14 protein-coding genes are annotated in these 12,766 nt (G+C 69.6%); 4 read left to right on the top strand and 10 right to left on the bottom strand.

The genetic code is table 11. The features are described from left to right. Position 1 precedes the first annotated feature (1 nt). Complete coding sequence (locus tag ACFT32_RS39060) at positions 2-661, bottom strand: class I SAM-dependent methyltransferase (RefSeq protein WP_382498647.1); 660 nt, start codon at positions 659-661, stop codon at positions 2-4. Positions 662-909: 248 nt separating this feature from the next. On the opposite strand from ACFT32_RS39060, the gene recA reads away from it, so the two are divergent. Together recA and recX are read left to right on the top strand one after the other, a co-directional pair. Beyond that, positions 910-2,037 carry a recombinase RecA gene (gene recA, locus ACFT32_RS39055; RefSeq protein WP_382498646.1) on the top strand — a complete coding sequence of 376 codons (1,128 nt, stop codon included), beginning with the start codon at positions 910-912 and terminating at the stop codon, positions 2,035-2,037. Positions 2,038-2,040: 3 nt separating this feature from the next. Further along, complete coding sequence (gene recX, locus ACFT32_RS39050; RefSeq protein WP_382498644.1) at positions 2,041-2,877, top strand: recombination regulator RecX; 837 nt, start codon at positions 2,041-2,043, stop codon at positions 2,875-2,877. 88 nt (positions 2,878-2,965) lie between these two features. Here recX and ACFT32_RS39045 read toward each other — a convergent pair whose 3' ends face one another. The 8 genes from ACFT32_RS39045 to ACFT32_RS39010 all read right to left on the bottom strand — a co-directional run bounded on the left by ACFT32_RS39045 (position 2,966) and on the right by ACFT32_RS39010 (position 9,364). Further along, complete coding sequence (locus ACFT32_RS39045; RefSeq protein WP_382498700.1) at positions 2,966-3,394, bottom strand: rhodanese-like domain-containing protein; 429 nt, start codon at positions 3,392-3,394, stop codon at positions 2,966-2,968. Between the two features lie 5 nt (positions 3,395-3,399). Further along, entirely contained in the window at positions 3,400-3,954 is a 555-nt protein-coding gene (locus tag ACFT32_RS39040; protein WP_382498642.1) for a cysteine dioxygenase, read from the bottom strand. A gap of 96 nt (positions 3,955-4,050) precedes the next feature. Continuing rightward, entirely contained in the window at positions 4,051-4,122 is a 72-nt protein-coding gene (locus ACFT32_RS39035) for a putative leader peptide (protein ID WP_310851512.1), read from the bottom strand. A 110-nt stretch (positions 4,123-4,232) separates the two neighbouring features. After that, entirely contained in the window at positions 4,233-5,840 is a 1,608-nt protein-coding gene (locus tag ACFT32_RS39030) for an FAD-dependent monooxygenase (protein WP_382498698.1), read from the bottom strand. Between the two features lie 176 nt (positions 5,841-6,016). Beyond that, positions 6,017-6,913: an amino acid ABC transporter permease gene (locus ACFT32_RS39025; protein ID WP_382498641.1), complete on the bottom strand. Its 897-nt coding sequence runs from the start codon at positions 6,911-6,913 to the stop codon at positions 6,017-6,019. Then, on the bottom strand, positions 6,910-7,575 hold the full coding sequence (locus ACFT32_RS39020; protein WP_382498640.1) for an amino acid ABC transporter permease: 666 nt from the start codon (positions 7,573-7,575) through the stop codon (positions 6,910-6,912). Before ACFT32_RS39020 ends, ACFT32_RS39025 begins: the two co-directional genes overlap by 4 nt. 87 nt (positions 7,576-7,662) lie before the next feature. Continuing rightward, positions 7,663-8,505, bottom strand: coding sequence for a glutamate ABC transporter substrate-binding protein (locus ACFT32_RS39015; protein ID WP_382498638.1), 843 nt, complete (start codon positions 8,503-8,505; stop codon positions 7,663-7,665). Between the two features lie 82 nt (positions 8,506-8,587). After that, on the bottom strand, positions 8,588-9,364 hold the full coding sequence (locus ACFT32_RS39010; protein ID WP_382498637.1) for an amino acid ABC transporter ATP-binding protein: 777 nt from the start codon (positions 9,362-9,364) through the stop codon (positions 8,588-8,590). A gap of 288 nt (positions 9,365-9,652) precedes the next feature. On the opposite strand from ACFT32_RS39010, the gene ACFT32_RS39005 reads away from it, so the two are divergent. Together ACFT32_RS39005 and ACFT32_RS39000 are read left to right on the top strand one after the other, a co-directional pair. Beyond that, the gene (locus ACFT32_RS39005; RefSeq protein WP_189721866.1) at positions 9,653-10,339 is read left to right on the top strand and encodes a response regulator transcription factor; all 687 of its coding nucleotides are present in this window, start codon (positions 9,653-9,655) and stop codon (positions 10,337-10,339) included. A 9-nt stretch (positions 10,340-10,348) separates the two neighbouring features. Next, complete coding sequence (locus ACFT32_RS39000; RefSeq protein WP_382498635.1) at positions 10,349-11,755, top strand: sensor histidine kinase; 1,407 nt, start codon at positions 10,349-10,351, stop codon at positions 11,753-11,755. Here the strand turns inward: ACFT32_RS39000 and ACFT32_RS38995 are convergent. Further along, a complete protein-coding gene (locus tag ACFT32_RS38995) occupies positions 11,745-12,746 on the bottom strand; it encodes a TAXI family TRAP transporter solute-binding subunit (protein WP_382498633.1) in 1,002 nt (333 codons plus the stop codon). The genes ACFT32_RS39000 and ACFT32_RS38995 overlap by 11 nt on opposite strands. Between the last annotated feature and the right edge of the window lie 20 nt (positions 12,747-12,766).

Raw genomic sequence — 12,766 nt, 5'->3', positions numbered from 1 at the left:
GTCACGCAGGAGCGGTCGGCGGTTGTGCGACGCCGACGATGCTCCCGTCCACGGCCTGGACGCGGGCCGTCCATCCCAGCGCCGTGAGGTGGTCCGTGAGTGCCCGGGCCTCGTGGAACACCTTCACCACGCGGTACCGGCTGCCGTCGTCGAGCCGGCGCAGCACCGTGGGAACGGGCCCGTCCGTGACGCCCTCCTCGTCCGCGGCGGCGCCGGGACCGTCGTCCACGAAGACCGCTCTGCCGCCAGGCGTCAGCATGCCGGCGAGGGTGTCCCAGAAGGCGGGCAACCGCGCCGGCGGGACGTGGGAGAGCCAGAAGGCGAAGAACACCGTGTCGTAGCGCCGCGACGGCCGCCACTGGAGCACATCGGCCTGGACGAACCGGATGTCGGGGGCGGATGTGCGCGCTCGGGCGGCAGTCAGCACCTCGGCGGCGACATCGACAGCCGTCACCGAGCGCGCCCGGGCGGCGAGCAACGCGGTCCACTGACCCGTTCCGCAGGCCAGCTCCAGCACGTCGCCGCTGACCGGGAGGTCCTCGACCATGGCCAGGAGCCGCCGCAGCTCCTCGCGCTCCGCGTAGGGCCGGTCGTACTCGTCCGCACCCGCGCGGTAGTAGGCGATCTGCTCCGCAAGGAGGGCATCCTCATCACTCGTCATGGACAGAAGGGTGAGGACTGCCCTTGCGGCAAGGTCAACAGCAGGGTGGCGGTGCGCTTGACACGAAAATCGAACATCCATTCTCATGGATGCACCGGCGAAGCTCAACGAAGGGCATTTCGACGTACTTTGGGTAGAGAAGTGCCCGAGTTATCCACAGGCCGGACGTGCGTCGGGGCGCATTGTCAGTGGCAGGCGTTAGCGTCTTTGACGTGAAGCGATCGACTCAAGCAAATCGGGTGGAACCCATGGCAGGAACCGACCGCGAGAAGGCCCTGGATGCCGCGCTCGCACAGATTGAACGGCAATTCGGCAAGGGCGCGGTCATGCGCATGGGCGAGCGGCCGAACGAGCCCATCGAGGTCATCCCCACCGGGTCGACCGCACTCGACGTGGCGCTCGGCGTCGGCGGCATCCCACGCGGCCGAGTGGTGGAGGTCTACGGCCCGGAGTCCTCCGGCAAGACGACCCTGACTCTGCACGCGGTGGCGAACGCGCAGAAGGCCGGCGGCCAGGTTGCCTTCGTCGACGCGGAGCACGCCCTCGACCCCGAGTACGCGAAGAAGCTCGGCGTCGACATCGACAACCTGATCCTGTCCCAGCCGGACAACGGCGAGCAGGCCCTGGAGATCGTGGACATGCTGGTCCGCTCCGGAGCCCTCGACCTCATCGTCATCGACTCGGTCGCCGCGCTCGTCCCGCGCGCCGAGATCGAGGGCGAGATGGGCGACTCGCACGTGGGTCTGCAGGCCCGCCTGATGAGTCAGGCCCTGCGGAAGATCACCAGCGCGCTCAACCAGTCGAAGACCACCGCGATCTTCATCAACCAGCTCCGCGAGAAGATCGGCGTCATGTTCGGTTCTCCGGAGACCACGACCGGTGGCCGTGCGCTCAAGTTCTACGCCTCGGTGCGCATGGACATCCGCCGCATCGAGACCCTGAAGGACGGTACGGACGCGGTGGGCAACCGCACCCGTGTCAAGGTCGTCAAGAACAAGGTCGCGCCGCCCTTCAAGCAGGCGGAGTTCGACATCCTCTACGGGCAGGGCATCAGCCGCGAGGGCGGCCTGATCGACATGGGCGTGGAGAACGGCTTCGTCCGCAAGGCCGGCGCCTGGTACACGTACGAGGGCGACCAGCTCGGCCAGGGCAAGGAGAACGCGCGCAACTTCCTCAAGGACAACCCCGACCTGGCCAACGAGATCGAGAAGAAGATCAAGGAGAAGCTGGGCGTCGGCGTGCGACCCGAGGAGCCTGCCGCCGAGCCGGGCACGGACGCCGCGGTCTCCCCCGCTCCGGCCGACGCCGCGCCCGCGGTGCCCGCCCCGGCAGCGGCCAAGACCGCCAAGTCCAAGGCCGCCACAGCCAAGAGCTGACCCGTGACACGACGAACCGACTGGGCGGAGTACGAGTACACCGCCTCCGGTGCCCCACGGGGGAGGGGCACCGGAGACGACGCGGGCTCGGCCGTGGACGGTAACGGCGAGTACGACAGCGACGGTCCGTACGGGGAGGACGAGGGGCCGTACGAGGGCGGCCCCCAAGACAGCGACTCACCCGGCACAGGCTCACGCGGAGGCGGTTCGCGCAGGGGCGGCTCGCGTGACGGCGGGGCGCGTCGTGGGCGTGGACGTCGCCGGCAGGGCTTCGGTGAGGTGATTACCGAAGACGGAGGCTCCCACTCCTCGTCGAGGGCCGAGCAGGGGGAGTCTCCAGGGGACCCGGTAGAGCAGGCTCGGGCGATCTGCCTGCGCCTGCTCACCGGGACCCCGCGGACCCGCAAGCAACTCGCCGACGCCCTGCGCAAGCGGCAGATTCCGGACGACGCCGCCGAGGAGGTGCTGTCGAGGCTCGAAGAGGTCGGCCTCATCAACGACAGCGCCTTCGCGGACGCCTGGGTGGAGTCCCGCCACCACGGCCGGGGGCTGGCGCGGCGTGCGCTCGCCCGGGAGCTGCGGACCAAGGGCGTCGAGTCCACGCTGATCGACGAGGCCGTCTCCCAGCTGGAGCCCGAGCAGGAAGAGGCGACCGCGCGTGAACTCGTCGCGCGCAAGCTCCGCTCCACCCGGGGGCTCGACCGCGACAAGCGACTCCGCCGCCTCGCGGGCATGCTCGCCCGCAAGGGCTACTCCGAGGGCATGGCCCTGCGCGTGGTCCGGCAGGCGCTGGAGGAGGAGAGCGAGGACCCGGACTTTCTCGGGGACGAGCAGTTCTGAGACGCGCAGTCAGGAGACGAGCGCATCCGGGAGAAGGGGTTCCGGGACGAGCGCTTCCGAGACGAGCCGTTCGGATTCTCCGGTGTGATCACACGACCGGAAGCCCCGACGCCTTCCACGCCTGGAATCCGCCGACCAGGTCGGTGGCCCGGTGCAGGCCCAGCTGGTGCAGGGACTGAGCCGCCAGGCTGGAGGCGTAGCCCTCGTTGCAGATCACGACGACACGCAGGGAGTGGCTCGTGGCCTCGGCCGCACGGTGGCTGCCCTGCGGGTCGAGACGCCACTCCAGCTCGTTGCGCTCGACGACGAGCGCGCCGGGGATGAGGCCGTCGCGCTCGCGCAGCGCCGCGTAGCGGATGTCCACCAGCAGCGCGTCACCGGCCTCGGCGGCCTCGTACGCCTGCTGCGGCTCGATTCGCTCGTAGCCCGCGCGTACGCGCTCCAGCAACTCGTCGATGCCGACGGGAGGTTGGACGTCGCCGCTGCCGCTGCCGCTGCCGCTCACCGGCTCGTGTATGGCGCTCACTGCCAGTCCTCCGGCCGCTCAACCTGCTCGAGCCGGAGGATCGGCCCGCTGCGGCTGTAGCGGCGGATCTGAGGCAGGGGCGGGTAGTAGGCGTGGACGGAGATCGCGTGCCGCTCGGGGGACTCGTTGAGCACCTCGTGGACGTGGTGTCGGCCGAAGGCGCGGCCCTGGCCCGACGACAGCCGGCGTTCCCGGTCCACACCGTCGGAGAGCTCCAGGGTCTTCCAGCCGTCGGTGGGAAGCCGGGCGGCGAGCGAGTTTTCCTTGAGCTCGCCCGACGCGGTCAGGAAGGCCCCTACGGAGTCGGCGTGGTCGTGCCAGCCGGTGCCCGTGCCGGGCGGCCAGCCGATCAGCCAGGCCTCACTGCCGCCGGGCCCCTCCAGCCGCACCCAGGTACGGCCTTCGGGGTCGAGCGGGAGGGAGTCGATCAGCTCGGTGTCGGCGGCCGTACGCCGGACGAAGTCGAAGAGGTCGGCCTGGGTGGGCCCGGAAGAGGCGGAGGAGACGGACGTGGAGACAGAGGAAGGAGATGCGGAGGGGGATACAGACACGGGTGCCGTCCTGGAGGTCCTGATGCGGGTTCGCACGGGAGGCGCGTCGGCCGGCATGAAGAGCGCGGCGCGCGCGGAGGAAAGAAGGATGCGAAGTCAGCAGGACGGGCGACACACGCAGCCCGCATAGCGGAGGAGGTCCATATGGACCCTCCGCCACAGGCGCACACAGGTGTCGGTCACGCACCGGAGTACACCACGGCCGTCCGGGCAGGTCAACTCACTGTCACCATGCGGACGCACTGTGACAGAGAGCACGCCCTGTCCGGTACCCGAGATCAGCGCGAGCCGGCCGTGGCACCGGCCTCCGCCTGTGCCTTGACCGGCCCGCCCAACGCGGCCTCGGCCGCCGTGTACAGATCGGCCGGGCGCACCCCGCCCAGCGCGGTCACGAGATGCCCGTCGGGCCGTACCAGGAGCACCGTGTGCGCGGCAGCGCCCGGATAGGTCTCGGCGACCAGCAGCTCGGCGTGGTGCGGCAATGCCGTGACCGCGGCGGCGAGCTGGGGCATGATGCCGGCGCTCACCCAGTGCCTGCGCTCCCACACGCCCGTGCCGGGGGCGATCAGCACGACGAGCAGCGCGCCGCGGCCGAGCCGGTCCCGCAGCCGGACGAAGGTGCCGTCCTCCGCTGTGACCCGTACGTCGATGACCGACGAGCCGGGCGATGTCCGGACCGGGACCTCTCCTTCGAGAGGTGGAGGCGCGAGCGGCGAGTCGGCGTACGCCCCCGGCGCGCCCAGCTGCCCGTGCCCCAAATGGCCGTCCGTGAGGAGCGAGTCGTGGCCCCGGGCCGAGCCGGGGACATAGGAGCGCAGGCCTCCGCCGCCGCGCAGCAGCGGCAGGGCCTGGTCGGCTGCGCGGAGCCGGGCCGCCACGATCGCCCGACGCTCGGTCTGGTAGCTGTCGAGAAGCGCCTCGTGCGGCCCGTGGTGCCAGGCCAGGGCCAGCTTCCAGGCGAGGTTGTCGGCGTCCCGCAGGCCCTCGTCCAGCCCGTGCGTGCCCAGGGAGCCGTGGAGGTGCGCCGCGTCCCCCGCGAGGAAGACGCGGTCGGCGCGCCAGCGGCGGGCCAGCCGGTGGTGGACGGTGTGCACACCGGTGTCCAGGAGCTCGTACGGCGGAGTCGTGCCGCCCGACCAACCCGCCAGGGTCTCCCGGATGCGGGTCAGCAGCAGCTCGGGTGTGACCAGGTCCTTTCCGGGCGGCAGGAGCCAGTCCAGACGCCAGACGCCGTCCGGCAGGGGGCGCGCGGTCACCTCGCCGGCCGAGGGGCCCGACATGCGCCACGGCGGCATGCGGTGCAGCAACGCCTCGTTGTACCAGGGCAGTTCCGTCCGCAGTGCGGCGACGGCGTGACGTTCCACCGCCGTACGGCCGGGGAAGCGGATGTCCTGGAGCTTGCGTACGGTCGAGCGGGGGCCGTCGCAGCCGACGAGGTAACTGCCGCGCCACCATGTGCCCTTGGGGCCGCGCGTGTGGGCCGTGACGCCCGAGGGCTCCTGCTCCATGCCGTCGAGCCGGCTTTCCACCGCGACCTTGACGAGCGGTTCGCCCGCGAGGGCCGTGCGCAGGGCGCCGGTCAGCTCGTGCTGGGCGATGTGCAGCGGGACGGGCTCGGTGCCGTCGAAAAAGACCTCGCGCATCACCTGCTTGCGCCGCACCGACCGCCATCCGGCCCAGTGGGCGCCGATCCGGTCCAGGGGGACGCCGGTCAGCCGTTCGATGAGGGCGGTGGTGTCCTCGCGGAGGACCACGGTGCGCGACGCACGGGGTTCGTCCTTGCCCGGCCCCTCGTCGAGAACCACGCACGGCACCTCCTGACGCGCCAGCGCCAGGGCGAGCGTGAGCCCGACGGGCCCCGCTCCGACGACGATCACCGGGTCCACGGCGCGGCGCCCCCTGCCCGTCGTGACGTCCCGAGGGACGTAGGTGAACACGAAGTTGGAGCAGGGTGCACGATCACAGAACGTATGCAACCCATTGCCGGTGCTTGCGTCAAGTGACCAGGGGCAGTGGCGATCATGCCACTGCCCCTGAGTGTGTCACACGAGGTGACCGAGCGTCAGACGCCGCCTCCGGCGCCCGCTCCAGCACCGCCGGCAATCTGCGCGTCGTTCGCACCCACAACCGCGCCCGTCGACTTCTTGGCCCGCCGCAGCCGGCGCTCCAGCCAGCTCGCGAAGGACGTGAGGGCGAAGTTGAGTGCGATGAAGATGACCGCCACGACCGTGAAGCTGGCGATCGTGTTCGCACCGTAGTAACCGCTCATCGTGTTCGCCGAGGCGAGCAGCTCGGAGTAGGTCAGGACCGCGCCGCCGAGGGCGGTGTCCTTCACGATCACGACCATCTGGCTGACGATGGCCGGCAGCATCGCGGTGACCGCCTGCGGCAACAGGATGAGCCGCATCACCTGCCCCTTGCGCAGACCGACCGCCATGGCCGCCTCGGACTGACCCTTGGGCAGGGACAGGATGCCCGCCCGGACGATCTCGGCGAGGACGGAGGCGTTGTACAGCACCAGACCCGTGACGACCGCGTACAGCGGACGGTCGTCGGACGAGACGTTCGTGTACTCGGCGAACAGGGCGAGCCCGAAGATCATCAGGATCAGGACGGGGATGGCGCGGAAGAACTCCACCACGATTCCCGCCGGCACCCGGATCCAGGCATGGTCCGACAGCCGGGCGATGCCGAAGACCGCACCGAGCGGCATCGCGATGATCACAGCGAGCGCTGCGGCCTTGAGCGTGTTCTGCAGGCCCGGCCAGATGTACGTCGACCAGGGCTCGGAGCTGGTGAAGAAGGGCTCCCACAGCACCCACTCGAGCTGGCCCTTTTCCTCGAGGGTGCTGAACACCCACCACAGCACAGCCGCGAAGGCCACCAGGAAGAGGACCGTGAACAGGATGTTGCGCCGTTTGGCGCGGGGGCCCTGGGCGTCATAGAGAAGGGAACTCATCGCTTCACCGCCACCTTCTTGCCCACCCAGCCGAGGATCAGACCGGTCGGCAGCGTCAGCACCACGTAACCGAAGGCGAAGATCGCCGAGATCAGCAGCAGCTGCGCCTCGTTCTCGATCATCTCCTTCATCAGCAACGCCGCTTCCGCCACACCGATCGCCGCGGCCACCGTGGTGTTCTTCGTCAGAGCGATCAGGACGTTCGTCAGCGGCCCGACCGCCGAGCGGAACGCCTGGGGCAGCACGACCAGCCGCAGCACCTGCGAGAAGCTCAGGCCGATAGCGCGGGCCGCCTCGGCCTGCCCGACCGGCACCGTGTTGATCCCGGAGCGCAGCGCCTCACACACGAAGGCAGACGTGTAGACGATCAGACCGAGCACCGCGAGCCGGAAGTTGATCGTCTCCGACCGGTCGGCGCCGAGGCTGATGTTCAGGGTCTGGTAGAGGCCCAGTGAGGTGAACAGGATGATCACGGTCAGCGGGATGTTCCGCACGATGTTCACGTAGGCGGTCCCGAAACCGCGCATCAGAGGCACCGGGCCGACGCGCATGGCGGCCAGCAGGGTGCCCCAGATCAGGGAGCCGACAGCGGAGAGCAGGGCGAGCTGCACCGTCGTCCAGAAGGCTCCCAGGATGTCGTAGTCACTAAGAAAATCGAACACGATCTCCCGCGCTTCCGCGTATAGGGATGCCCCGGTGCGCCGCCCCGGAGGGCGGCGCACCCGTCAGGCGTTGCCTCAGCTGTTGCGTCAGCTCTTGATGTCGCCGATCTTCGGCGCGGGCTCGTTCTTGTAGTTCGCCGGGCCGAGGTTCTTGTCCACGGCCTTCTGCCAGGCGCCGTCGGCCACCATGGCCTCGAGGGCCTTGTTGATGTCGGCCTTGAGGTCGCTGCCCTTCTTGACGCCGATGCCGTAGTTCTCGTTGGTCATCTTGAAGCCGCCGAGCTTGAACTTGCCCTTGAACTGGGACTGGGCGGCGTAACCGGCGAGGATCGAGTCGTCGGTGGTCAGCGCGTCGATGGCCTCGTTCTGCAGGCCGGTCAGACAGGCCGAGTAGGTCGGGTACTGCTGCAGGTCGGCCTTCGGGGCCAGCTCCTCCTTGACGTTCTGCGCCGAGGTCGAGCCGGTCACCGAGCACAGCTTCTTGTTGTTGAGGTCGGCCGGCGACTTGATCGAGTTGTCGTCGGACCGGACCAGCACATCCTGGTGAGCCAGCAGGTAAGGGCCGGCGAAGTCGACCTTCTCCTGGCGCTCCGGGGTGATCGAGTAGGTCGCCGCGATGAAGTCGACGTCACCACGCTGCAGCATGGTCTCGCGGTCGGCGCTCTTCGCTTCCTTCCACTCGATCTGGTCCGCGTTGTAACCGAGCTTCTTCGCGACGTACGTGGCGACGTCGACGTCGAAGCCGGCGTAACCCTGCGGCGTCTTCTGGCCGAGGCCGGGCTGGTCGAACTTGATGCCGACCGTGACCGTCTTGCCGCCGCCATCAGAGCCGGAGTCGCCGCCCGTGCTGTTGTTGCCGCCGCACGCGGTGGCGGTGAGGGCGAGGGCGAACACGGTGGCCGAGGCGGCGGTGACCTTGCGGAGCTTCATGATGAACATCCTTTGGCTGGTGAAGAGATGCGGGCCCACAAAGGGCGGGCGACGTAAGGCGCGTCCGGCGCGACCCGCGCCGTCAGTGGTGGAGGATCTTCGACAGGAAGTCCTTGGCACGGTCACTGCGCGGATTGCTGAAGAACTGGTCGGGCGCAGCCTCCTCGACGATTCGGCCGTCCGCCATGAACACCACGCGGTTTGCGGCCGATCGTGCGAAGCCCATCTCATGGGTGACGACGATCATGGTCATGCCGTCGCGGGCGAGCTGCTGCATGACCTCCAGCACCTCATTGATCATCTCGGGGTCGAGCGCGGAGGTCGGCTCGTCGAAGAGCATGACCTTCGGCTCCATGGCCAGCGCCCGCGCGATCGCGACGCGCTGCTGCTGGCCGCCGGAGAGCTGTGCGGGGTACTTCTCGGCCTGCGCGCCGACGCCGACCCGGTCGAGCAGGGCCCGAGCCCGCTCCTCGGCCGCCTTCTTGTCCTTCTTGCGGACCTTGATCTGGCCGAGCATCACGTTCTCGAGCACGGTCTTGTGCGCGAAGAGGTTGAAGGACTGGAAGACCATTCCGACGTCGGCCCGGAGCTTGGCCAGCTCCTTGCCCTCGTGGGGCAGCGGCTTGCCGTCGATCGTGATCGTGCCGGAGTCGGTCGTCTCCAGGCGGTTGATGGTGCGGCACAGGGTGGACTTACCGGACCCGGAGGGTCCGATGACCACGACGACTTCGCCGCGGGCGATCGTCATGTCGATGTCCTGGAGTACGTGCAACGCGCCGAAGTGCTTGTTGACGCTCTTCAGGACGACCAGTTCGCCGGTCGCGGCCACATCTTCCTTGGCCACCGATACTTCGGTCATCGCTCTCAGGCTCCGTCCTCCTCGGTTTCGGAGGACAGTAGTTACCCTCTACGACCTGCGTCATTACATCTGAGGGGAATCTGAGCATCACGATCCGATAGCAATCGGACACGTGTCGTAGCACTTGTGAGCAGCGCTCATATCGGCCGGGTAACGGAAGCTCTCCGCAACCGGAACCCTCTTGACGTCGTCCTCATCCATCAGCGTGACTGCAAGGCGTGCACGCGCGCGTGCACGCGTTTTTGTACACAGATAGATCGTACGGCCAGTGAACCGAAGGGGGCCCGGATGAGACTGCTGCTCGTCGAGGACGACAACCACGTCGCCGCCGCCCTTTCGGCGGTCCTGGCACGGCACGGGTTCGACGTCACGCACGCGCGCAGCGGTGAGGAGGCCCTCCAGGCACTCGTCCCCGAGAGCGACTGCTTCGGTGTCGTCCTCCTCGACCTCGGCCTGCCCGACCAGGACGGATACGAGGTCTGCGGCAAGATCCGCAAGCGCACCGCCACCCCGGTGATCATGGTCACCGCGCGCTCCGACGTCCGCTCCCGCATCCACGGCCTCAACCTCGGCGCCGACGACTACGTGGTGAAGCCCTACGACACCGGGGAGCTGCTCGCCCGCATCCACGCCGTGAGCCGGCGCACCTCGCACGAGGACACCTCCAGCGGCATCGAGACCGAGCTGCGCCTCGGGCCCGTGCACATAGAGCTGCCCACGCGCCGGGTCAGCGTCGACGGGTCCGTGGTCCAGCTGACCCGCAAGGAGTTCGACCTGCTGGCCCTGCTCGCGCAGCGGCCCGGGGTGGTCTTCCGCCGGGAGCAGATCATCAGCGAGGTGTGGCGGACGAGCTGGGAGGGGACCGGGCGCACCCTTGAGGTGCATGTGGCGTCCCTGCGCGCCAAGCTGCGCATGCCGGCCCTCATCGAGACCGTACGCGGAGTCGGCTACCGGCTCGTCGCGCCTGCCGGGTAGCGGGGCCGGGTGCGCACTCGTCTGCTCCCGCTGCTGATCATCCTGATGGCGGCCGTGCTGCTCGCGCTCGGGGTCCCGCTCGCCGTCAGCCTGGCCGGGGCCCAGCAGCAGAAGGTCGTCGTCGACCGGATCGACGACACCGCGCGCTTCGCCGCCCTCGCCCAGTTCGTCACCGACTCGCCCGACGGCACCACCGGCGCGTTCGAGAACGAGCGCCTGGCGACGCTCAGCAGCGAACTCGACAGCTACTACGACGTCTACGGCATCCGGGCCGGTGTCTTCTACCGCAGCGGCAGTGCCATGGCTCACGCACCGGCCAGGTGGTCCCTGCCGGAAGAGGGCGAGGTGCGCGACGCCTTCGACGAGGCCCTGCTCAGCCGCCGCAGCCACGATCCGAAGCAGGTCTGGCCCTGGCAGCGCCACAACCTGGTGGTCGCCTCGCCGGTCATCCGGGACGGGGACGTCGTCGCGGTCGTGGTCACCGACTCGCCCACCGGGCAGATGCGCTCGCGCACCCTGCACGGCTGGCTGGTCATCGGCGCGGGCGAGGGCGCCGCGATGCTGCTGGCGGTCGGCGCCGCCCTGCGGCTGACCGGCTGGGTCCTGCGGCCGGTACGCGTCCTCGACGCCACCACCCACGACATCGCCACCGGGCGGCTCAAGTCCCGGGTCGCGGCCGCCGGCGGACCGCCGGAACTCAGGCGTCTGGCCCGGTCGTTCAACGAGATGGCGGACAACGTCGAGGATGTACTGGAGCAGCAGCGCGCCTTCGTCGCCGACGCCTCGCACCAGCTGCGCAACCCGCTCGCGGCGCTGCTGCTGCGCATCGAGCTGCTCTCCTTCGAGCTGCCCGAGGGCAACAAGGAGATCGCCTCCGTCCAGGCCGAGGGCAAGCGTCTCGCGCAGGTCCTGGACGATCTGCTGGATCTGGCGCTGGCTGAGCACACCGAGGCGGACCTGAGGATCACCGACATCGGCGAGCTCGCCGCCGAACGCCTCGCGGCCTGGGCCCCGACCGCCGAGGCCAAGGGCGTACGCCTGGTCGGCGACTGCCCGCCCACGACCGGGTGGGCCGACCCGGTCGCGCTGTCCAGCGCGCTGGACGCGGTCATCGACAACGCGGTCAAGTTCACACCCGAGGACCAGGCCGTCGAGGTGACCGTCGCCTTCGACGGCGACACCTCCACCATCGTCGTCACCGACCACGGCCCCGGACTCACCGACGAGGAGCTGGCCCGCATCGGCGACCGCTTCTGGCGCAGCAGCCGCCACCAGAACATCAAGGGCTCGGGCCTGGGACTGTCCATCTCGCGGGCACTGCTCGCGGCGGGCGGCGGTTCCGTCGCATACGGCCGTCACGAGCCGCACGGGCTGCGGGTGACGGTGACGGTGCCGAGGTCGGGGCCTACGGCTTGACGGACTGGTAGTAGCGCTGGGCACCGCGATGCAGCTGGAGCGGGTCGGTGTAGATCGCCGTGCGGACGTCGACCAGCTGCGCGGAGTGGACGGTCGCGCCGATACCGTCCCGGCTGTCGATCACCGTACGGGTCAGCCACTCGGTGAGCCGGGGGTTCATGTCACTGCGCGTGACCAGCAGGTTGGACACCGCCAGGGTCGGCACCGGGTCACCACGCTGGATGGTGGGGTAGGCCGACTCCGGCATCTTGGTGGCGCGGTAGTACCGCGTGGCACCGCCCTGGTCGTGCAGCTTGGCGACGAGCCCGGCGTCGATCGGCACGAACCGGAAGGCGGAGGACGACTTCTTGGCGAGACGGCTGAGCCCGTCCGTGGGCAGTCCGCCCGACCAGAAGAACGCGTCGAGGCCGTGCCCCAGCCGCTTGGGACCGGTGTCGATGCCGTCCGAGGAGGGCTTGATGTCCTTCTCCGGGTCGATCCCGGCCGCCTTGAGGACCCCGTTCGCGATCAGCCGCACGCCGGAGTTCGGCAGCCCTATGGCGACGCGCTTGCCCCGCAGGTCCGCGACGGAGCGGATGTCGGAGTCCGGCGGCACGACGAGCTGCAGGTAGTCGTCGTACAGGCGGGCCATGCCGCGCAGCCGGCCGGCGCTCGCACCGTGGTCGAGCTTGTACGTGGCGACCGCGTCCGCCGCCGCGATCGCGAAGTCGGCCTTGCCCGTCGCCACGTCCGAGACGTTCTCCTGCGACCCTGCGCTGGTCAGCAGGCGCACCTTCAGGTCCGGCATGTCCTGGTCGATCTCGGCGCGCAGGAGTTCGCCGTACTCGTGGTAGACGCCGGCGCGCGTGCCCGTGCTGAACGTGATCGCCCCGCCCGGAGGCTCCTCGGCCCAGGGGCGCAGCCACGACAGCAGCAGCCCGAGGACCAGGAGGGAGGCGGCGCCGCCCTGCAGGGCCCGGCGCCTGCCGATACGGGGGAACATCTTGGACATGCGCGAGATCCTGCCAGCCT

The sequence above is a fragment of the Streptomyces sp. NPDC057002 genome (assembly GCF_042673825.1).
GTDB lineage: Bacteria > Actinomycetota > Actinomycetes > Streptomycetales > Streptomycetaceae > Streptomyces.
This window is presented reverse-complemented; position numbering and strand designations above follow the sequence as displayed.

Excerpts from the sequence above, each read along its gene's own strand:
- ACFT32_RS39060 (WP_382498647.1), bottom strand. The coding sequence starts at position 661 with ATGACGAGTGATGAGGATGCCCTCCTTGCGGAGCAGATCGCCTACTAC.
- recA (WP_382498646.1), top strand. The coding sequence starts at position 910 with ATGGCAGGAACCGACCGCGAGAAGGCCCTGGATGCCGCGCTCGCACAG.
- ACFT32_RS39025 (WP_382498641.1), bottom strand. The coding sequence starts at position 6,913 with ATGAGTTCCCTTCTCTATGACGCCCAGGGCCCCCGCGCCAAACGGCGC.
- ACFT32_RS39015 (WP_382498638.1), bottom strand. The coding sequence starts at position 8,505 with ATGAAGCTCCGCAAGGTCACCGCCGCCTCGGCCACCGTGTTCGCCCTC.
- ACFT32_RS39010 (WP_382498637.1), bottom strand. The coding sequence starts at position 9,364 with ATGACCGAAGTATCGGTGGCCAAGGAAGATGTGGCCGCGACCGGCGAA.
- ACFT32_RS39005 (WP_189721866.1), top strand. The coding sequence starts at position 9,653 with ATGAGACTGCTGCTCGTCGAGGACGACAACCACGTCGCCGCCGCCCTT.
- ACFT32_RS38995 (WP_382498633.1), bottom strand. The coding sequence starts at position 12,746 with ATGTCCAAGATGTTCCCCCGTATCGGCAGGCGCCGGGCCCTGCAGGGC.